The following is a 20,778-nucleotide window of genomic DNA, read 5'->3' on the forward strand; positions in this document are numbered from 1 at the left end:
GAAGCGGGCTGCAAAGATACTGCTTTGTTTTCTTCGTTTGCAACCCCGAAGACAAAAAACTTTTTCGCTTTCGGCGTTTCCCGCGCCCTAGGCCACTTTCTGGTCGGAAGCGGGGTGCAAAGGTAAGCAGCTTTTTCGAACTAGCAAGCGAGAAGCAAAAACTTTTTTTCTATCTCGGGTGCCTCGGCGCTTCCTCTTGAAGCGGGGTGCAAAGGTACGCAGAGCGTTTCTGCTTTTCCTAGTGCGCCGCGCAACTTTTTCTGCGCCCGGTTCGTAACCCGCCTCCGTTCGATTTGGGAGTGCAAAAGTCCGCCTTTCATTTCGCTTTTGCAAGCCTGCCCGAGAAAATTTTAAGCGCCGTAGAATGCGTCTAGCCCCCTCCTTCTCTCCGTAGGCTGTGGCATAACTACTTACGTAGGGAGGTTAGTTCACTGAGGAATGAAAAAACTTATCATTTCCCTCTGGTATCGTCAGCAAGTCGAGCTTCCACTTCCTTCTCCTGCTACTTTATCCCGTTATCTTGAAACCATTCGTCCAGCTTTGCGGGGTATGGGCGGATTCTTTTTGCTTCGTATTGCTGAATCTGCTGACCTAAGGCGGCGAGAAAGGGCAGGCCTACGGATTCGTATTCATACTTGCCATCATTGATAACCCCGTCTTTGTTGACATATAGTACTGCACTCAAGAGAAACTCCGTGTGCTGAGTAGAGTCGGCGAAGTAGGCTACATCGGCAAGATAGCCGTGCGACATCCCTACTATATTATATATATGTAGCCCTGACTGCGCTGTAGCTTTGGGGCTGCGTCCGTAATAGAGATACTTTTTATACGCATCAAAATAGCGTGCGGACTGATATAGGCTATACCCTGAGCCATGTGGAGTTTGGTACAAATAGTAGCGCAGAAAGGCGTAATCGAGGGGAGTTAGCTGAAAACGCTGGTTTGCGGGAGTTGCTTCTGGGAACAGAATAGCGCGAAGCATATCTGTTACATCTGCCAGAGGAAGGTAATTGGCCGTTGTGAAATCGTATGGCTGTTGGATGATGTGGCCTCCTGCTTGGTATGCTCTACCTTTTGTAATGTGGCCTAGTGGAGCAGATAGTGGTTGCCGGTTAACTACTGCTGGTTGCTGATAAACTACCTCTTTGGTTTGGGCACTGCGGAAACTAATGGGGTTGGTGTAGCGATTAGCGGCGGTATCGCAAGGGGCGAAACGCCGCACGATTCGCGCATTTGGATATCCAAGCTGCTTAAGCCGCTGATTAAGTGGACCCTGGCCTAGAAACTCGTAGAGCCGATTGTAGGCTTGGTTGTCGCTGACCAGCAGCATGCGCTTGATATAGTTGCCAACTGTGTTCACCTTGTCGGAGTCGGCTGATACTATATAAGGAGCGGCAGTTTGGCAGCTGTGGTCCGCCAGGGTGGCCATGGGAGTGCGCCGGTTGAGTCCCTGAACTTGAAGTTGGTTCAATTTCTCTAACGACAACGCGACCGTAGGTAGCTTAACCATACTGGCCGGATTGAAATACTGGCGAGCATCGAGCCGAAATTCATGCTGCACAAAGTGAGGCTGGCTTTGCGCATCACGGTTAATCTGGGTGTAGATAATTTGCAGTTCATACTCCTCGGCGCGCTGTACAACGGGCAGAAGGCGCGGGTCAGCACGCAGCAGACTATCGAGCAGGCGACTATTAGCAACCCGCACAGGAGCTTCTGGAAGTTGACTTGAGACGCTAATGGGCTGCTCACTGCGCGTGAGTGGCAGGCACAGCAGAAAGTAAAGCAGCCGTGTTGCGTAGGCCATACTGCAGTTGAATTCGCTTTGACTAATACTCAGAGAGGTTCTCTTCGTACGTTCCTCCCCTACTATAGCTGAAGATGTACCCATAAAAATAGCCACACCGAATGGTATGGCTATTCAAAAGACTGTTTGGCTACTGAATTATTCAGTTACTGGCTTTGTGCGCTGAGCTAGCAACAGGTTAGAGTCGGTTTGGCGCCAGTTGTAGCCAGTACCAAATGGAAGTGGCCTAGGCGGATGCGCAGAATCGGTGTAAGCCGCCGTGAGAGCTGGCTGATACTGCTTGGCGAATAAATTAATAGGACGCTTATACGTGCCGTAATAGGTGAACTTCCAGTTGGCAACGGGGAAATACTTCATCGCAATACCGGAATCATCTTGCAAAATGAAATTGCTGCGCTCTAATACCACGTTGCGCACTTTACTGAAGTAGCTTTTGTGCATGAGGTAAGTAGCTGACTTCACGTAAGTAGTCAATGGGCCTAGCGTGCGTACATATTTCAAGACCACTTCTTTAGTAACACCCAGCTTCCAGTCGCTGAGGTCGGCGGAGAAATAGACTACTGATTTTTCTAGGCCGTCCTTTGCCTTCAGCGTTAACTCAACGCCAGGCACAGTTTTCAAACCGGGTTTGCGAATAGTGGCAGTGTCCGCCTCCACCACCTGGCCATCAGCATTTAGCTGAATGTAGCGTACGGCGGTTACCTGATGGTCGGTGCGGGCCGCGAACAGCAGCAGCAGCGGAAGCACGCCATCGAGGGTTACTTCTTTTGCTGGCTTCACGCCCATTTGCTGTTTGCGTTTCGCAATCCAGGAGCTATCTGTTGTTTTACCGTTGAGGTCAACGGCCATATCGTTGGTGCGGAAGAAGCTGAAGTTGAGCACCGACCACAGAGAAGCTTTAAGTGCCGGAAACAGCTTCGGGTTTTGCAATGTGGTTTCCGACGGTAACGAGCCGACTGGTTCTAGCCCAATAAGAACGTAGCGGCTGCTACCAGGAAACATGGTAGTGGCATTGAGAAAGTCGGGGCCGCTGAAGGGGTAAAAAATAGTGGGGCTGGCTTTGCGCACGGAATCTAACTCTTGGGAAGCCCAGCGCTCAATTTTTACAGTACGGGTAGAGTCGTACTTAACCCAGCTTTTGTTGGCATCGGCGGAGAAAGCCTGCCAGGCGGGCTGTGCTGTTAGTGGCTGCAACTCACTTCCGGTGCTGACGGGCATCCCGGCCAAGAAAGAAGCCATGTCTTGCTCGGGGGTGACTTTTGGGGCCGGGGGCGTAACTGGTGCTGGTGGCCTAGCGGCAGAATCGGGAACTACAGCTGACTTAGCGGCGGCCTGTTCGACCTGCGTCTTAGGTTGATCGGAGCAAGCCGCTAGAGCAGCCAAGAAAACCGGCAATGCGAGCCGGACAGCGGGGAGGCGCATGAGTTGGAGGGAAAGTGCAGGGGCGAAAGTAAACAAACCTCCGTAGCTCCGCCATAGGCAGGCGGGCCCTACAACTTCTCACCACAGCGCCAGCAGTATTCAGCTTCGGGCTTATGATCGGTAGCCTGGCAGACGTGGCAAATAACCTGCTTATAGGTTGGTGAGGTACCTGATGGCGCAGCCATTTGGGCGGACACAATTCCGGTAGGAACGGCAATAATGGCGTACCCAAGTATCATAAGAATAGAAGCCAAGGTTCTGCCCAGCACGGTGACCGGAGAAATATCCCCGTAGCCCACGGTAGTCAGCGTTACGATGGCCCAGTATATACTTTGCGGGATGCTGGTGAAGCCGTTCTGCCCGCCCTCCACCACGTACATGAGCGTACCGATAATTATTACTAAGGTGAGCACGGCTGTCAGGAACACCATGATTTTGAAGCGGCTCGCTTTCAGGGCCCGCACAATGAACTCACCCTCGCCCACAAACTGGCCTAGCTTGAAAATACGGAATACCCGTAGCAGCCGTAGCGTTCGGATTACCAGTAAGTATTGGCTGCCGGCCAGCGCCAAACTAATTAGGGTAGGCACTACCGATAGAAAGTCGACGATACCTAGCAGACTCAGGGCGTACGTCAGCGGTCGACGCACAACAACCAAGCGGGCCACGTACTCTATCAGAAAAATAACTGTAAATACCCACTCCACCGCCCGGAGTATGGGGCCATAGACAGCGTTGATGCGTTGAACACTCTCCAGCATTACTGCTAGCACACTCAGCAGTATGGCCCACAACAGTATAATATCAAAGGCGCGGCCCGCGGGTGTATCCGACTCGAAGATGATGCTATAGGCCCGGAGGCGCCAGCCAGGAGTAGTGGGCTGAGGGCGAGCTTCCATGTAGATGCAGAAATAAACTCACGTACGGCCCAACTGCGCGAACCGATGCGCCGCCCACTGGCCTAGAAAATAAATAACTAGGCCTACCGCCAGTGTCAGCAAGCCGTAGCAGGTTTCGAGTGGCTTGTCATGGGCCAGAAACCAGAGCGTCCAGCCATTAAGCCCGAGGAATAGCAACGGCGTAATTGGATACCCCCACGTGCGGTAAGGCCGGAGTAATTCGGGGCGCTTAAACCGAAGCACAAACAGGCCTAGCACTGTTAGAAACGTAAATAAGCTCAGGATAAACCCGGCGTACACCAATACTGCCTCAAACGTGGCTGACACGACAAACAAGAGAGTGAGGGCTAGCTGAAGTAGCATAGCGCGCACCGGAATTCCTTGTTGACTCCTTTTGGCCAGTGGGCGCAAGGGTGCTAAGTCCTCCCCCATCACCTGCACAATGCGAGGTCCGGCGAAGATCATGGAGCTGATGGTAGAAACTAACAGCACGGCTATTACGCCGCCCATGAGCCGCCCTACTCCTATCCCGAATAAATTGGTAGCGGCCACAAAGCCCACTTCAACCTGACCAGCCAATTGAGAGATAGGGGTAGAATACAGAAATACAAAGTTGAGGCTAACGTACAGGCAAAGCACAATGGCCGTACCTATCAGCAGAATTCGGGGGAGGTTGCGCTGCGGGTCCCGCACTTCCCCAGTGAGGTATACTGCCGCGTTCCAGCCAGAATAAGCGTAGGACACATAAATTAAGGAAACGGCGAAGGCTGGGCTCAACACTTGGTGCCAATCGGAGGAAGAGTGTGGCAGAAAGACTAGTGACTGTGGAGTAGCCACTACCAAGCCTGCCCCGATGAAGGCTAGTAGCACCAGCACTTTTACAGACGTAATTACCACCTGCAAGCGGCTGCCCACCCGACGGCTCAGGGCGTGTACCAGCGTCAGGGCTACTACAACGCCGATGGATAAGGCCGTGGGCGATACGCTAGGCCACACACTTTGCGTGTACTTACCCAGCGCCATAGCGGCCAACGCGGTGGGAGCGGCAAACCCCACCGTAGCCGAAACCCACCCGGACAAAAAGCCCAGCACCGGATGATAGATCTGGGACAGGTAATGATACTCGCCCCCTGAGCGCGGCATGGCGGCGGCCAGCTCGCCGTAGCATAGGGCCCCGCAAAGCGCAATAACCCCGCCCACGGCCCATAACATGAGCAAGGCGAAGCCACTCTGGATGCCTAACACCTGAAACCCCAAACTGGTGAATACCCCCGTCCCAACCATACTAGCCACCACAATGGCAATACCTGTGAGGACACTGATTTTATAGGAGGCAACGGGGGTTTCTGATGGCATATGCGTAATAGTTTGGGTAAAGATGAATAAAAAAACACCCGTCGCCCTGTGCCAGAATGCAGGATGACGGGTGTTTGAGAAAAACGTACTTACCGCTAGGCCACTTTGGGTCGCTTATAAAGAGGTACCGTACTGCACGGCTCCCCGTACATCACACTGGCTGCCACTGGCAACAGTTTTTGCATGATAGCTACGTAGGCATATGTAGGCACCGGAATAGAGCCGCAGCCCTTCACCACCACTTTTGCGTCGCGGTATTCCTCCGCATCAATCTTGGAAATGGCTTCGTGGAATAGCTCCTGCTCTAGCGCTTCTAGGTTGCCGAACACGTAGCGGTGGGCATGTCCCTGCAGCTTGGTGGCTAGTAGCATATAGGCCCACGTGGGCACAATAGCGTCGGCGGAGCAGATGATGGCCACGTTCTTGCCATCGTACTGGCTCCAATCGTGCGTTTTAATAAACTCGCGGAAGTCTTTCTCACGCAGAATCAACCCGTGAAATAGGTTGTCTTTGATATCGTACACCACTCGCTCACCGGGATGCAGCAGCTCCTCTAGGTTGAGGGAAGTAAGCGCGCTTTGTGCTACGCGGTTGATGATTTCTTCCATGCTATAAGACCCACTGAGAGCGGGCAGCTTTTTTTAAATACTGAAGTAGAAACGCTAGGCCAGTACGGGCAGCCTTACCGAGCTTTAGGCGTGGTGGTATACACTTCCTTGAGGTAGAAAGGCTCGTAGTAGGCCACGTCCCGAAATTCCTCGCGCCGGTAGGCCTCCAGACCGAGAGTTCCTACCGCCACCGCGGAAGGCACTACCTCCGTTAAGAAACCGGCCTGCGCCGTGCTTGGGAGCAGCGACTGAAACTTCGCTGCCCCACTTCCGAAGAATAACAACCGATGGTGGGCCATTTGTTCGGACAACGTGTCGGCATCCAGCACGAGCGGCGTGGGAGCCACTATTTCTTCGCCCGTATGGGTGTACAGCGCCCCGTATACTTCCATTCGGCGAGCATCCAGCATGGGGCAGTATAGAAACTGTTCGGGCCAGGCAGTGCTAGCCGCTACTTGGTACGCTAAGCTTTGTAGGGTACTCACAGCCACCAACGGAATATCCAGCGCATAACACAAGCCCTTGCCCGCGGCAGCCCCAATGCGTAGGCCAGTATAAGACCCCGGACCATCCGACAACGCCACCGCCGCTACATCGGGTAAAGCATAGCCACTGTTTTCCAGCAGCTGGCTCACCAATACGCTCAAGTGAGAAGAGTGCGATTTCTCCAGCCGCAACTCCGACTGGCCTACGAGGCTACCATCGGCCACGCGGTGCAAGGCCACAGAACAAACGGGAGAAGAGGTTTCGAGGGAAAGCAGCAGCGTTGACATAAAGCAAAGGTACTGCTGCCACGCGGAAGCTTTACTTATCTTTTCCTAACCGATCTAAGGCCTGCCTTTGCCATTGATCTTCTTCCCAGAGGACATTTATGCGCGGTTGTATTACCCAGACGCCAATAGGCCAGCACAGAAAAAGCATGAATGTTCCAAAGTAAAATCCAAACTCTGGTTTACGCTGCTTTTCTATAGCTACAAGAGATACAGCGAGAAACCAAGGTGCATGAAGCATTGCGAAAAACACATAAATCAGTAATAGCCCTGCAAGTCCCTTTGCATGAATTGAGCGATCCTCAGTTAGAATAGCTAGCCCTCCAAAAAACACTATTATCAGTGCAATATTGATCGAGAACCATAGCAAACTATAGTCGACTTTAGGTGGCAAAAAACGAAATAATGCATTGCCTAATAAAGCAAACCAGAGAAAGTAGAAGAAATAGCCTATAGCGCCAATAATACCTGATAATTCGAGGTTCTCGTTAATTAAAATATTCGCCAGTACAATTGCTGATGAGCTGTATAGAAATACCTGCCAATGTTTTGCACGCAGTACTATATCATTCATTTCATAGAAATTAAATAAAACAGAAAAGCAGTCTCAATATGAGGCTGCTTTTCTGTTTTCCAATAACATAGGTCTTTACTTACCTCCTGCTGTGCTGCGCTTAGCTTCGGGGCGGGTCTTGGCTTCTACCGTACCGGGCTTTAGCAGGGCAGCATAACGCGCCTGGTCGTTAAGCACATTTAGGGCCATCAAAATGTTGGGGTCGTCATCGAAGGTGGCTTCTACACTGCCCTTCTGGAAGTAGTAGCGCGATACAATTTCCTGCTCCAACAACTCCTTAATTTCGGGCTTAAAGCGCATTAAGTCGTTGCTCTTGTTGGTGGACACCTTACGGCGCATGGCTTCCAGCTCCGTTTTCACATCGTCGTAGTGCTTCTCATCCTTCACCTTTTTCGTGAGGTCGGCTAAAGCTTTTTCTGCGTCGGTGCTGTAGTTGATATCCTTGTTTTTCAGGTAATCAACAAACTTCTGGTAATCGGCATCGGATAAAGAGAACTGGCGGGCGGGAACAATAGTAGCATGTTCGGCCCGGAAACGGGTGGCATAGTCAAACAGGTAGCTTTTTTGCAGCAGCACCCGCGTGATATCCGCAATTTCCCGGTCCTTCACCTCTACATCGGGCGCTACGCCGCCACCATCGTATACCGTACGGCCTGCCTGCGTTTTAAATGAAGTACGGAGGGAGTCTGGCACTTTACCCAGTGTACCATCATCGGCCCGGTGGCTGTAGTCGATTTCCTGAATGCAACGGCCGCTCGGAATGTAGTACTTGGCTGTGGTTACTTTCAACTGGGAGTTGTAGCTCAGCGGCCGCGTAGCCTGCACTAGGCCTTTACCAAACGTACGCTCTCCTATCAGTACGGCGCGGTCATAATCTTGCAACACCCCCGATACGATTTCAGACGCCGAAGCAGAGCGGTTGGATGTAATGACTACCATCGGGATTTGCGTATCCAAAGGCGCATCCAAGGCTTTGTAAGTCTTGTTCCAGTCGGTAACCTTGCCTTTAGTGCTCACAATATCGAGGCCCTTGTCCACGAATAAGTTGGCAATGTTCACCGACTCATTCAGTAGGCCACCAGGGTTGTCGCGGATATCGAAGACCAGCTTCTTGGCGCCTTGCTCCTTGAGCTTGGCTACAGCCAACCGAACTTCCTTACCCGCATCAACCGTAAAGCCCGACAGTTGAAAATACCCGATTTCCGGGGTCAGCATACCGTAATACGGCACATTTTCCACCTGAATCTTATCGCGGGTAATCACTATCTCAGCCGGAGCATCCTGCCCGTACCGCGTCACAAGCAACTTTACCTGCGAGTTAGCCTGACCTTTCAGCAGCTTGCTGATATCAGAATTGGTTTTCTTATCAACTGCCACGCCGTTGATGCTCAAAATCTCATCACCGGGCAGCAGTCCTGCTTTTTGAGCCGGATAGCCTTCGTAAGCCGCCTGCACCACCGTTTTGCCGTTGCGCTTTACCACTATTGCCCCAATGCCACCGTACTGGCCGGTCGTCATGGTACGGAAGTCCTCAATATCATCTTCCGGGATGTAGTTGGTGTAGGGGTCGAGCGACTTTAGCATCGCATCAATACCCGTTTTTACCATCTTCGCCGGCGGTATTTCGTCGACATAATACGTGTTCACCTCCCGGAACAGGGTGGCGAAAATGTCGAGGTTTTTAGCAATTTCGAAGTACCGCTCGTTCTCAGAAGCTGAGCGGAAAGATACGAGTAGGGCCGCGCCACCAAGTAGGGCAGCAGCAGCCAAGGATTTTTTACGCATAGACGGGGCAGCAGAGAACTATCCTACGAAGGAGACGCCATCCCGGATATTGGAGGGGCATCCAGCAGCAAACGCTCTAGCCCTGAAATTAATTTTTTTTCGACCAGGGTAAAAGGCTTTTTTTCCTTCCCGGTATAGATAATTGCTAACTGGCCTACCCGGTGCCCACCATCGGCTTCGAGCAGGCGGTATTTGTTGAGGCGGTAGGCCTCTCGCATGAGGCGCTTAAAGTAATTGCGGTCGACGGCGCGCTTGAAGTTGCGTTTGCTCACGCTCACCAACACCTGCGGCGGCGCCGTAGTGGGCGCGGGCGTAGGCAGCCATACCACCCGTAAGGGGTATAAACCAAAAGAAGAACCCCGACCGAAGAGCTCATCAATGAGCTTCTTGCGGCACAAGTGTTCTTCTTTCGGAAACGAATAGGAGCGCGCGCCCGGCGTAGGATTCATCGTCAGGAGCGGTGCGGCGGAGGCCGTCAGCGGCTTAGCGCTTATGACGACCTTCGTCGGATACGGTCAGGCGCTTGCGGCCCTTGGCACGACGACGGGCAATTACGCTGCGGCCGTTTGCGGTTTCCATGCGTGAGCGGAAACCGTGCTTGTTGCGGCGCTTGCGCTGCGAAGGCTGAAAAGTACGTTTCATGGTATGGTTAAGTGACTCAGTGACAGGTAAGGCCGGCAAAGGTAAGAGGATGAATCGGAAAAGACAACCGTTCCGCGTGGTTTTTCCAGTTCAGCTCCCAAAACCGCATTTAAGGTTGTAGGCGCAACTCTGCACTGGTTTCTGCCAATCCGCGTATGAAAAGCCCGACTTACCGTCCTGCAATTCGTAGCTTTACGTCAGGTTTACCGGCAGTTGCCGTTTCGCGCTTCCATGATCCATTATTACGCTTCCTTCGAGAACCCGCTTACCTTTTACCTGCAAATCCAAATGACCTTTGAAGTGGCCGCCGGAGCTACTGAGGCATTGGAACTGCAACTCCCGGCGTGGCGACCGGGGCGTTATGAGCTTCAAAATTTTGCTCAAAAGTTGCAGCATGTTGTCATTGAGGACGCAGCTTCGGGCGAACCGCTTGTTACGCGTAAAATCACGAAGGACCGGTGGCAAGTGACCAATGCGGCGGGCCATACCGTGCGGGTGCGCTACAATTTCTACGCCCACCAGATGGACGCGGGTGGCTCTTGGCTTGATGAAACGCAGCTCTACCTGAACCCCGTGCAGGCGCTGATGTACATTGAAGGTCGGCAGCAGGAAGCCTGCCAACTCACGCTGGATTTGCCGGAGGGCTGGCAATTATCCTGTGGTCTACCTCAAAGCGGACCTAACACGCTGCAGGCCCAGAACTTCGACCACCTCGCCGACTCACCCCTTATTGCCAGCCCTACTCTGCAGTACCGCAACTATGAGGTAGAGGGCATCCCGTTCTATATCTGGATTCAGGGTGAATGCCCCGTCGACTGGCCTAGGCTGGTGGCCGACTTCCGCGCTTTCTCGCAGGAGCAGCTTGCGCTATTTGGAGGCTTCCCGGCCAGCGACTATCATTTCCTGAACCAGATTCTGCCCTACAAGCACTACCACGGTGTGGAGCACCTCAACTCTACCGTTATTGTGCTAGGCCCGGCTGAGTTGTTGATGACGGAAGGCTTATATAAGGAGCTGCTGGGCGTGAGCTGCCACGAGCTATTCCATGCTTGGAATATCAAGAGTATTCGGCCCCTGGAAATGCAGCCCTATGATTATGCCCGAGAAAACTACTTCCGCACGTGCTTCATTGCGGAGGGCATCACCACCTACTACGGCGAGTATTTGCTGGCCCGTGCCGGTGTACGCACCACCGGGCAGTATTTCCAGGAACTTAACACTGTGTTGCGCAAGCACTACGATGACTATGGTCGTTACCACTTGTCAGTAGCTGATGCCAGCATGGATCTATGGCTGGATGGTTACAAGCCCGGCGTCCCCGACCGCAAGGTATCGGTGTATCATAAAGGCGCGCTAGTAGCACTACTCCTCGACTTGACCATTCGGCAGCTATCTAACCATAAGCGCAGCCTCGATGATGTGATGCGCCGCCTCTGGACGGAGTTTGGGCAAACCGGGGTGGGCTACACCGAGTATGACTACATCCGAATTGTAAAGGAAGTAGCGGGTCGCGACATGCAAGCCTACTTTGATAAGTTTATCTACGGCACGGCGGCGCTGGAAGAACCACTGAACCGGGTGCTAGGGTTTGTGGGCTGCCGCCTTCTGATGGAAGAAAACGCTTCGGCTTCAGAAGGTGTTTATGGCTTCAGGACGGTGGTAAAGAATGAGCGCACCGAAGTGACAGACATTTTGCCTGACGCCCCGGCCGCGTTGGCACTTACTGTTGATGACGAAATAGTGGCCGTGAACGGCCGCCGGGTAGCCATGAATTTGCATACTCTCCTCAGCGACGGAGCTACCCAGCATGAGGTGACCGTATTCCGGCAAAACCGTTTGCTCACGGTGCCTCTGGTGGCAGAACCCGGTCACCGGTTCTGGCAGAAGTTCACTGTTGAAAAACTATCGGTGGCTACTCCTGAACAGCAGGCCAGCTTCCGGCAGTGGCTGAAGCAAGATTTTTAAGTGGTAGAAAGAGTTTTCTCGTGTTTCATAACCCGGGGTTGCTCTTTCTACTCCTAGAAATTTTTTCCCACAGCTTAATTCCCACTATTCGATTTCTCTTTACGTACCGCCGTTTTCGTTGAAAACCGTCATGTTTCGGCTGCGCACCGTCGCGAAAGTTCTGCCCCTGGCTGTGATACTGCCGGCGTGCTCCATTAGGATGCAGCCGGCAGAGAAACAGCGGCCGGCAGTAACCCCTATGCCGCCGTTGCCCAAGTCGCCCAAGCCGCCCCGGATATACCGCCTCGATCACCTCGACACGATTGTGCAGGTACCGGGCCGGGTGCTGCGCATTTACCCCGCCGCTAGGCCAGTATACGAGAAGCTGGAGAGCCCCGCATGGCTAACGCCTAAGCCTACCTCGGCCGAGGAAGAAGAGGCTTTCCTGGATTTTACGGTGGAAGAAAAGCGCCGCCTAGCCCAGGCTGGCCCCCGTGTGCAACGCACTGGCCGGGCACTGCGGCTGCGCCCAACATCGGGCCCGGAGATAAAGCTTATTAACAACCCCGTAGAAAACGAGAACAATGTGGCCTACGAGTTTGTGGCTAGCCTCCCGGAAATAAAGCAGTGGCTTGTGTCGGTCCACCTGTACGAGGGGGGCTACTACATGCTGGTTGACCAACGTACTGGCCGCAAAACTCAACTCATGGCGCCGCCCGTCATCTCGCCCGATGGCCACCATTTTGTCTGCGGCAACTCCGATGTGCTGGCACGCTTCGAGCCGAGTGGCCTACAGCTTTGGTCGGCGGAGGGCACTAGCTTGCGTCTGCTTTGGGAACGGCAAACGGAATGGGGATGCACCAACCCGCGCTGGCTTGATAACAAGACCATCTTGTTTGAGCAGGATTTCTTCGATAAAGGGGATGTGGATACCCGCGTGGTCCGACTGAGTGTTATTCCATAGACTACTCTCATGTAAAAAGGCCCTTCCAACGAATTGGAAGGGCCTTTTTAATGGATAAAGCAAAAGCTATTTTTGGTTCTGCTGGCTTGGGTTTGGATTGTGGCGAGGCTTGTTTGCCTGCGTAGTCCGCTCCTTTTCACTGTCGCCACCACCGGGGGCGTTGTTTCTCGTGTGGTTGCCCGCTTCGTTGAGGCCGTTCTGGTTGTCGTTTTGTACTTGAGTACCGCCGGAGTTTCTGCGCGTATCAGGGTCTACCGATGGAGCATGCTGCAGGGCATCGGGACCCATTACAGAGTCGCTTTTTTGATTCGAAGCTGGATTCTCTTTTTTATGCTTAGACATGACAGTAGAGGCTAAAGGGTGAGGAATCTTGTCTCTTTTACCCCTTTAACTTCCAGAAGGTTGTTGAAAAGAAAACGCCCCTCTGCTTCTGGATAACCCAGAAGCAGAGGGGCGCACAGGCAGATAAAGCAGTGCTTAAGCGTTCTGCACAGCCGAAGCAGGTACTACGGCTACTAGGTCGGCGAACTGCTGCTCACGGGCCTCGATTTCCTCCTGGGTGAGGTTCAGCAGGCGCTCGGTGCCAAACTTCTCTACGCAGAAGGATGCCATAGCAGAACCGTGGATTACGGCGCGCTTCATGTTATCGAAGCTGATATCGTCGGTGGCGGCCAGGTAACCGATGAAACCTCCTGCGAAGGTGTCGCCGGCGCCGGTGGGGTCAAATACTTCTTCTAGGGGCAGGGCAGGCGCATAGAATACCTTGTTCTTGTGGAACAGCAAGGCACCGTGCTCCCCTTTTTTGATAATGAGATACTTCGGGCCCATGGCCTGAATGATTTTGGCAGCTTTCACCAGCGAATGCACGCCGGAAAGCTGACGGGCTTCTTCATCGTTGATGCTGAGTACGTCTACCATTTCAATAGTCGTCTTCAGATCTTCCAGCGCTACATCCATCCAGAAGTTCATCGTGTCCATCACAATGAGCTTAGGACGGTTTACTAGGCGCTGAATAACGAGGCGCTGGATCTGCGGGGTGAGGTTACCCAGCATCAGGTATTTGCAATCTTGGTACGAGTCGGGAATAACGGGGTCGAAATCGGCCAGCACGTTGAGTTCGGTAGCCAGCGTCTCGCGTGAGTTCAGGTCGTTGGAGTACTTACCCGACCAGAAGAACGACTTCTCGCCCTGCTTGATCTGCAGACCTTCGGTATCAACGCCATGCTCTTCCAACAGCAGAATATCCGATTGAGCAAAGTCGTCGCCTACTACGGCTACCACTTTCACCGGCTTCACGGAATAGCTGGCCGAAAGGCCAATGTAAGTAGCGGCACCACCAACAATCTTGTCGGTTTTGCCGAAAGGCGTTTCCAGGGCGTCAAAGGCCACAGTTCCGATAACAACCAGACTCATAGGTCAGAGGGGTAAAAGGTGATTCATGCAAGACACTTCTGCGCTGCAACACCACAACTATGCAAATCCTTCCGAAGAGACACGAAAAAGAGCCCGATGCGTGGGTGGCAGTTAAATAAAAAGGCCTCTACCGTGCAGCAGAGGCCTTTTTTGGTGGGTAAGTAATGGGGCTCGAACCCACGACCTTCGGAATCACAATCCGACGCTCTAACCAGCTGAGCTATACCTACCGTGTTGGGTATTGGAGCGACAAAAGTAGCCGGTAGCCGCTACTTTGCAAAAGAATGTGCGAGTTTTTTTAGAGTTAACTCGTAAACGCCTGTTAGTCTTCACCAAGCATTATGGGCAGCGTATAGATTGACCTGTGCTAGACCAGTGCAACTTTGGGCTAGGCCTGCCTGGGTATAGTGTCAGCTGCTCATGCCCGTTGCAGGCAGCTGCATACGCTTGTATTTAGTACGCAACCAAGTTTGCCGCCGGTATTCCCCGTACCTTTGCGCTTTGTAATACCCTTTTGTCATGTCAGATACGCCGCAGCCGCTCACGTTTGCCGATTTCAAGCTCAACAAGCAACTCCTTACGGCCGTAGCCGAGGCAGGCTTTGAGCGCCCCACCCCCGTGCAGGAGCAAACCATACCGCTGCTGCTGGCTGGCCACGACGTGCTAGGTATTGCCCAAACGGGTACGGGAAAAACCGCCGCCTTTGGTTTGCCCCTGCTGATGAAGGTAAAATATGCCCAGGGTACGCACCCACGTGCCCTCATTCTGGCCCCCACCCGGGAGCTGGCCATGCAGTTGGAAGCTCATCTGAAGAAGCTGGCTACCTACACCGACCTGCGCATTTTCGCCATCTACGGTGGCCTAGGACCTAAAACGCAAATTGAAACTATAGCCAAGGGCGTCGATATCCTGATTGCCACGCCTGGCCGCCTGATGGAGCTGTACCTCAAAGGCGACTTGGTGCTGAAGGAGCTGAAGACTTTGGTGATGGATGAAGCCGACAAGATGATGGACATGGGCTTCATGCCCCAGATCCGGCGCATTTTGGAGGTAATTCCGCGCAAGCGCCAGAACGTGCTGTTCTCGGCCACTATGCCCGATAAGGTGACCACGCTCAGCGAGGAGTTTCTGGAGTTTCCGGTGCGGATAGAGGTAACGCCCGCCGCTACCTCGGCCCAGAATGTGTCGCAGAGCCTGTATGAGGTACCCAACCTGGTCACTAAGATTAACCTACTGGAGTACCTGCTGCTCGATTGGGACACCTTTAGCCGGGTGATGATTTTCACGCGCACCAAGCAGCACGCCGAGAATGTATCAAACTTTCTGAAGCGCCGGGCCCACGGCGAGGTACGCACCATTCACGGCAATAAAGGCCAAAATGTGCGCATCAATGCTATGGAAGCATTTAAAGGCGGCGAGGTGCGGTTCTTGGTAACTACCGACGTAGCTGCTCGCGGCATCGATGTGCCCGAGGTTAGTCACGTTATCAACTTTGATGTGCCGCTAGTGTACGACGACTACGTGCACCGCATTGGGCGCACGGGACGGGCTCAGCACACGGGGGCGGCCATTACTTTCGCTAACGAGGCCGAAATGCACCATATGGAAAAGATTGCCGAGCTAATTCGGCAGGAGATTCCGCTGCTACCGCTGCCGCCCGAAGTACAGGTGGTGCCCACGCCCTTTGAGGAGCAGCAGAGCATGGACCGCGAAAAGGATGAGCGTCGCAAACGCGAAGACCCAACCTTTAAAGGGGCCTTCCACGAGCGGAAAGAGTGGATTAAGCCTGGCGTAACCATTGATAAGCGCACGGGTCGGGAGTTTGCCGTGGGTCCTAACCGTAGCCAGAAGGGCAACAAGGCCAACCCCTCAAAAGGCAAAGCCTCCTCCCCTTCTGCTAAAGCATTCCGCGCTGCTCAGGGCCGGGCCCGCAACCGCCGGAGCAAGTAGCAAAGCGCTAGGCCACTAACCGGGCAGCAAAAGGATACGCCACGGTAACGGCTCTTCTTGAAATAGAACTGAAAAGCCTTGACCTCCACACGTGAGGTCAGGGCTTTTATATTGTCGCTTTAGAGCAAGTTGAAAGTGGCCTAGCGGCTCGTTTCGCGAAGCTTACCGGTAATGGTCGAAGATGGGGAGGTGACTGAAGCGGATGGCCAGCATAGTGAGGGTACCACCCCATAGTACGGCACTCCAGAGCATGTGCAGCAGAATGCGCCAACGGGGCACGTGCAGCTGCGTGGCAATGACGGTACCACCAATGGGGCTGAACAGAATAGGCGTTAAAAAGGCAATACCCACAATGCCAAACCGCCGGTAAATACGCACAATAACGCGGCTTTTGCGGCTGAACAGTGGCTTGCCTTTTTGCTCACGCTTCCGACGCTGATGCAGCGCCCAGGCTCGGCCAACGCCGGAAATGATAACTACCGTGGTCATCATGCCGGTCACCGATAGTCCCCACACGAGCGCCATGGGCAAACCGGCGGCAATGCCCGCTACAGGTCCTGCCACAAATTTGAACATGCTGAGCAGGAAAACCGACGCGTATTTTAAAACTACTGGAACCACTGATGCGAACTGAAACTACTTAGTACTCTTGGAAATGCACACTGGCGAGAAAACGTTGCCTTCCTGACAACTACTGCTGGCACGGTGTGGTTGGGCCACATACGTTACCAATGTATTGCCTTTACCACAGGACGTACCAACCCCGCAAATACCTTACCCTTTCCGGGGTAACGCTCCTGCCAACCTTGGGTGGCCTAGAGCTTGCTGCCGTATGCCAAGTCGCCGGCGTCACCAAGACCCGGCACGATGTAGGCCTGCTCATTGAGGTGGTCATCAATGGCGGCTACCCATAGGTTGGCCTCAGGTATTTCGCGGGTTACGTACTCTACACCTTGGGGGCTGGCAATAACGGCGGCAATGTGCACCTGCCGAGGCGTACCGAAGCGTAGCATGGCGCGGTAAGTTTGCACCAACGATTTGCCCGAGGCCAGCATGGGGTCGGCCAGAATCAGTACCCGCTCATCCAGGTTAGGGGCCGATAGGTAGTCGACTTGTACTTGCACTTGGGCAGTGCCCTCAATGCGGTAAGCGGCCGCAAACGCCGAGGGCGACTGATCGAAGTAGTTCAGGAAGCCTTGGTGAAACGGCAGGCCGGCCCGCAGTACGGTGGCCAGCACCGGGAAGTCGTGCAGGTGCTTGCTGCTGGACTCGCCGAGTGGGGTGCGCACAGTTTTGTCGGTATAGCTCAGCTGGGAGCTGATGCGGTAGGCCATGATTTCGCCGAGGCGCTGCAGGTTACGGCGAAAACGCAATGAATCTTGCTGCACGGTCACGTCGCGCAGTTCGGCCAGAAAATGATTGGCAATGGATGGTTCAGCGCACACAACGTGGACGCGGCTGGCCGCAGACGCAGCATCCGCAGCAGCTAGAGAGTCGGGGGAGGTAGGCTTCAGCGCATCCATGAGAGATACCAGGGTCGTTGAGAAGTGAAGGATAGGGCCACGTAGGGTACGGGCGTGGCCCCGAAATTGGCGAAAAAACGAGCAATAGACGGTATCATGCCGCCCTCAAAATCCAGAATAAGGTGAGGCGTACCCGCGTGACGCCGTATTTGGTGGTCGAGCAGCAGCAGCGGAGCACCAGCTTTCTTGCCATCCACCGAAGCCGCGGCAAACAGATAAATCAATCGGGTGCGATACTGCACAAATAGCGCTCCGGCCAGCAACTCCTGCGTTTGCGGGTGGCGTACTTCCACTAGTTCTAGGAGGTGACGGGCCTGCAGCTCAGCTGCCAACTGGCCTAGCACGCGGTAGTGGCGCGCTTTCAGGCCGGCGGCTGTGCCCTTGGTTGCTCTAAACAATGCCAGTAAAGGCGCTACATCCTGCGTTTGCCTAACTCGCAACGGAGCAGCAGCTACCTCATGTAGACGCAGCCGCCGCTGGTAGTCGGCCGCGTAGCCCTGCCGCAGTGCATCATAGGCCACTGCTAATGGCAGATGATAGGTGGTACGTTGCTGCACCTGCAGAGCAAGCTCATCGTCTATATCCAGCAGCTTATTTGCGTCGTTGAGTTGCGTGTAGAAGCGGGGGTACTGCTGAATAAGAGTTGTATCTCTCACCTTACCCTTCACTTCAGCGGCCCCTATAAAGCCCAATTGCTGCGTAAACGGCGGCTGATAAACTTCTTGCTGCCACAGCTTGTGCTTGACGGGCAGCGGCCACAGGCCTAGGTAGTGGCCCGTGGCTTCATCTACCTCCACCACAGCATCCCAGCGGCCCGCGGTGGCTTGCAACCACCACGAATGCGCGTAGGGCACCACTTCCTGAGCCGAAGCCACGCAGGCATCCCAGGCAGCAAGGTCAATTTCGTGGTGGCGGAGCAGGCGCGTGGGCATAGCTCAAAGGTAAGCGGCGGGCCGGTTGCCGCGGTTTGCTAGGCCACTGGCAGACGATTTTTCCTGCTCATTCGTTGGGTCCTCATTCCACTCTTGCCGATACTGCGTAGGTTTGCCGACCCGCTCGTCGGTTTCGGCGTAATGGGCTCTGCTTATGAGAAAATCCTACCTCCTTTATCTGGGTCTGACGAGCCTGCTGGCGGTGCCCGCCGTGGCCCAAGATACCCCCACCACCCGCCCCACCGACGGCCAGGGCAACTGGCTCACCTACGACAAGCCGCCCCAAGAACCGACCCCCGAGAAGTCGGCGGCCCGAAATGTGGGCGCTAGCAAACCAGCCAAGACTACCATGGGCACTACCTACGTGCCCCTCGACGCGGATATTTACCGCCTGATTGATCGGTACGCCATTCAATACGGCTCCGATTCGTTGGCCGACCCGCACACCTCTGTGCGCCCCTATACCCGGGCGGCTGTAGCCCGCCTAGCCGAACGTATTCTGCAAGATTCTTCGGCGGGGTTGTCGCGGCAGGACCGCTTCAATGTGCGCTATTTGCTGCGCGACAACTGGCACGATGCCCGGCAGGATTCGGCTATCAATCTGCGGCCCGAGCCCATTCTTAAGCATTTCTACCAGCGTCGCTCCGATCTGTACAGCCTGGAGCTACCCGATTTTTCGTTGCGTGTAAATCCGGTGCTAGGCCTCAGCTTGGGCAACAACGATGGCACCAAAAACTACACCTTCCTGAACACCCGCGGGGTGCAGGTAGAAGGCACTATTGATGGCCGCCTGGGCTTTTACACGTTCCTGACCGATAACCAGATGGCCGTACCGCTGTACGTGCAGCAGCGTATTGAGCGCGACGGTAGCAACGGTCAGGAATCGAGCGTGGTGCCGCACGAGGCCTACTGGAAACCCTTCAAGGACGTACCGGGCCAATACGACTTTCTCTCGGCCCGCGGCTACCTGACTTATGCGGCCAGCCGCCACGTTAGCTTACAATTTGGCCACGACCGCAACCAGATCGGGAACGGCTACCGTAGCCTGATTCTGTCGGATTATGCGGCGCCCTACCTGTTTCTGAAGGCCCAGACCCGCATCTGGAAGTTTCATTACCAGAACCTGTTCGCGCAACTCACTGCCAACAAGGCCAACGCTGATACCGTGTACCAGAAGAAGTACATGGCGCTGCACCACCTCAGCATTGACATCTTGCCCAACCTCAACGTGGGGGTGTTTGAGTCGGAGATATTTGGGCGCAGCAAGGGGCAGTTTGAGCTACAGTACCTGAACCCCATTATCTTCTACCGGGCCGTGGAGCAAGGCATTGGCTCAGCAGATAACGCGCTGCTGGGCCTCGACTTTAAGTGGAACATTAAGCGCCGCCTGCAGCTTTACGGGCAACTGGTGCTGGATGAATTTGTGCTCAGTCAAATCAGGGCTGGCAACGGCTGGTGGGCCAACAAGCAAGGCTTCCAGCTGGGGGGCAAGTACATCAACGTGGCGGGCATCAAGAACTTCGATATCCAGGGCGAGTTCAACTACATCCGCCCTTACATGTACCAGCACCTCGACAAGTTCCGCGACTATCAGCATTATCAGCAGCCGCTGGCTCACCCAATGGGCGCCAACCTGTGGGAGCTAGTTGGTATTGCGAGCTACCAGCCCATTCCGCGCCTGAATGTGGTAGCCAAGGGCTTCTACAGCAAACAGGGACTCGACCCAGTCGGCCAGAACTACGGCTCTAACGTGCTGCTCCCCTATACCAACCGCCCCCTCGATGCCAACGGCCAGCCCCGCGAATATGGGTTTGTGGTGGGCAGCGGCCCTACCTCCTACCTCTTCCACGGCGACTTCACGGCCAGCTACCAAGCCGCCCACAATCTGTTCCTGGATGGCAAGCTCGTTGTTCGCCACCGCACCCTCGACCAGCCCGTGCCTTTCTTCACGGCAGGCACTACGGCGCTGGCAACCGTAGCGCTACGCTGGAACATTGCCCAGCGCTTACACGAGTTCTAGTAGTTTAGTGATGAAGGGATGAGGTGACGAGGTAGTAAAGTACCAAGCACGTCATCCTGAGTAAAGCGAAGGATCTTACCGCGCAAGAACGACTGGCCTAGCGCCTCGTCCTTCCGTGGGAAGATCCTTCTTGCATTAGGACAAAGCGATTCTAATCCTAGGCCAGTCTACT

19 protein-coding genes and 1 tRNA gene are annotated in these 20,778 nt (G+C 54.3%); 4 read left to right on the top strand and 16 right to left on the bottom strand.

What is annotated here, in order from left to right; genetic code table 11:
- Nucleotides 1-502: 502 nt before the first annotated feature.
- The 10 genes from EU556_RS17800 to rpmH form a co-directional block, all read right to left on the bottom strand.
- Nucleotides 503-1,900, bottom strand: a complete 1,398-nt coding sequence (locus tag EU556_RS17800) for a serine hydrolase (protein ID WP_135435499.1) — start codon at nucleotides 1,898-1,900, stop codon at nucleotides 503-505.
- Between the two features lie 42 nt (nucleotides 1,901-1,942).
- Nucleotides 1,943-3,226, bottom strand: coding sequence for a hypothetical protein (locus EU556_RS17805; protein WP_135435500.1), 1,284 nt, complete (start codon nucleotides 3,224-3,226; stop codon nucleotides 1,943-1,945).
- A 68-nt stretch (nucleotides 3,227-3,294) separates the two neighbouring features.
- A complete protein-coding gene (locus EU556_RS17810; protein WP_135435501.1) occupies nucleotides 3,295-4,125 on the bottom strand; it encodes an ion transporter in 831 nt (276 codons plus the stop codon).
- 18 nt (nucleotides 4,126-4,143) lie between these two features.
- On the bottom strand, nucleotides 4,144-5,481 hold the full coding sequence (locus EU556_RS17815; RefSeq protein ID WP_135435502.1) for an APC family permease: 1,338 nt from the start codon (nucleotides 5,479-5,481) through the stop codon (nucleotides 4,144-4,146).
- Between the two features lie 95 nt (nucleotides 5,482-5,576).
- Complete coding sequence (locus tag EU556_RS17820; RefSeq protein ID WP_135435503.1) at nucleotides 5,577-6,089, bottom strand: DUF2480 family protein; 513 nt, start codon at nucleotides 6,087-6,089, stop codon at nucleotides 5,577-5,579.
- 74 nt (nucleotides 6,090-6,163) lie between these two features.
- Complete coding sequence (gene tsaB, locus EU556_RS17825; RefSeq protein ID WP_135435504.1) at nucleotides 6,164-6,862, bottom strand: tRNA (adenosine(37)-N6)-threonylcarbamoyltransferase complex dimerization subunit type 1 TsaB; 699 nt, start codon at nucleotides 6,860-6,862, stop codon at nucleotides 6,164-6,166.
- A 31-nt stretch (nucleotides 6,863-6,893) separates the two neighbouring features.
- On the bottom strand, nucleotides 6,894-7,433 hold the full coding sequence (locus EU556_RS17830; RefSeq protein WP_135435505.1) for a hypothetical protein: 540 nt from the start codon (nucleotides 7,431-7,433) through the stop codon (nucleotides 6,894-6,896).
- A 75-nt stretch (nucleotides 7,434-7,508) separates the two neighbouring features.
- Nucleotides 7,509-9,218 (bottom strand): S41 family peptidase, encoded by a 1,710-nt coding sequence (locus tag EU556_RS17835; protein ID WP_135435506.1) that lies wholly within the window; start codon nucleotides 9,216-9,218, stop codon nucleotides 7,509-7,511.
- Nucleotides 9,219-9,241: 23 nt separating this feature from the next.
- Nucleotides 9,242-9,667 carry a ribonuclease P protein component gene (locus EU556_RS17840; protein WP_135435507.1) on the bottom strand — a complete coding sequence of 142 codons (426 nt, stop codon included), beginning with the start codon at nucleotides 9,665-9,667 and terminating at the stop codon, nucleotides 9,242-9,244.
- A 34-nt stretch (nucleotides 9,668-9,701) separates the two neighbouring features.
- On the bottom strand, nucleotides 9,702-9,860 hold the full coding sequence (rpmH, locus tag EU556_RS17845) for a 50S ribosomal protein L34 (protein ID WP_045689549.1): 159 nt from the start codon (nucleotides 9,858-9,860) through the stop codon (nucleotides 9,702-9,704).
- A gap of 231 nt (nucleotides 9,861-10,091) precedes the next feature.
- Between rpmH and EU556_RS17850 the strand changes: the two genes are divergently transcribed.
- Both EU556_RS17850 and EU556_RS17855 read left to right on the top strand, forming a co-directional pair.
- The gene (locus EU556_RS17850; RefSeq protein WP_135435508.1) at nucleotides 10,092-11,825 is read left to right on the top strand and encodes a M61 family metallopeptidase; all 1,734 of its coding nucleotides are present in this window, start codon (nucleotides 10,092-10,094) and stop codon (nucleotides 11,823-11,825) included.
- A 238-nt stretch (nucleotides 11,826-12,063) separates the two neighbouring features.
- Nucleotides 12,064-12,768: a hypothetical protein gene (locus tag EU556_RS17855; RefSeq protein WP_135435509.1), complete on the top strand. Its 705-nt coding sequence runs from the start codon at nucleotides 12,064-12,066 to the stop codon at nucleotides 12,766-12,768.
- A gap of 66 nt (nucleotides 12,769-12,834) precedes the next feature.
- Here EU556_RS17855 and EU556_RS17860 read toward each other — a convergent pair whose 3' ends face one another.
- From EU556_RS17860 to EU556_RS17870, 3 genes are all read right to left on the bottom strand, one after another.
- Nucleotides 12,835-13,110 carry a hypothetical protein gene (locus EU556_RS17860; RefSeq protein ID WP_135435510.1) on the bottom strand — a complete coding sequence of 92 codons (276 nt, stop codon included), beginning with the start codon at nucleotides 13,108-13,110 and terminating at the stop codon, nucleotides 12,835-12,837.
- A gap of 135 nt (nucleotides 13,111-13,245) precedes the next feature.
- On the bottom strand, nucleotides 13,246-14,181 hold the full coding sequence (locus EU556_RS17865; RefSeq protein ID WP_135435511.1) for a PfkB family carbohydrate kinase: 936 nt from the start codon (nucleotides 14,179-14,181) through the stop codon (nucleotides 13,246-13,248).
- Nucleotides 14,182-14,336: 155 nt separating this feature from the next.
- Nucleotides 14,337-14,412 (bottom strand) — tRNA-His (locus EU556_RS17870).
- Nucleotides 14,413-14,700: 288 nt separating this feature from the next.
- Between EU556_RS17870 and EU556_RS17875 the strand changes: the two genes are divergently transcribed.
- Nucleotides 14,701-16,131 carry a DEAD/DEAH box helicase gene (locus EU556_RS17875; RefSeq protein WP_135435512.1) on the top strand — a complete coding sequence of 477 codons (1,431 nt, stop codon included), beginning with the start codon at nucleotides 14,701-14,703 and terminating at the stop codon, nucleotides 16,129-16,131.
- A gap of 162 nt (nucleotides 16,132-16,293) precedes the next feature.
- Here the strand turns inward: EU556_RS17875 and EU556_RS17880 are convergent, their stop codons facing one another.
- The 3 genes from EU556_RS17880 to EU556_RS17890 form a co-directional block, all read right to left on the bottom strand.
- Complete coding sequence (locus EU556_RS17880; RefSeq protein ID WP_210116324.1) at nucleotides 16,294-16,695, bottom strand: hypothetical protein; 402 nt, start codon at nucleotides 16,693-16,695, stop codon at nucleotides 16,294-16,296.
- 251 nt (nucleotides 16,696-16,946) lie between these two features.
- Entirely contained in the window at nucleotides 16,947-17,654 is a 708-nt protein-coding gene (gene upp, locus EU556_RS17885; RefSeq protein WP_135435513.1) for a uracil phosphoribosyltransferase, read from the bottom strand.
- Nucleotides 17,642-18,586 carry a GNAT family N-acetyltransferase gene (locus EU556_RS17890; RefSeq protein ID WP_135435514.1) on the bottom strand — a complete coding sequence of 315 codons (945 nt, stop codon included), beginning with the start codon at nucleotides 18,584-18,586 and terminating at the stop codon, nucleotides 17,642-17,644. The genes upp and EU556_RS17890 overlap by 13 nt, the downstream gene beginning before the upstream one ends.
- Before the next feature lie 154 nt (nucleotides 18,587-18,740).
- Between EU556_RS17890 and EU556_RS17895 the strand changes: the two genes are divergently transcribed.
- Nucleotides 18,741-20,606: a hypothetical protein gene (locus EU556_RS17895; RefSeq protein WP_135435515.1), complete on the top strand. Its 1,866-nt coding sequence runs from the start codon at nucleotides 18,741-18,743 to the stop codon at nucleotides 20,604-20,606.
- Nucleotides 20,607-20,778: the final 172 nt, after the last annotated feature.

Origin of the sequence: Hymenobacter fodinae (genome assembly GCF_004745825.1) — a bacterium.
In the GTDB taxonomy this organism is placed as follows: domain Bacteria; phylum Bacteroidota; class Bacteroidia; order Cytophagales; family Hymenobacteraceae; genus Hymenobacter; species Hymenobacter fodinae.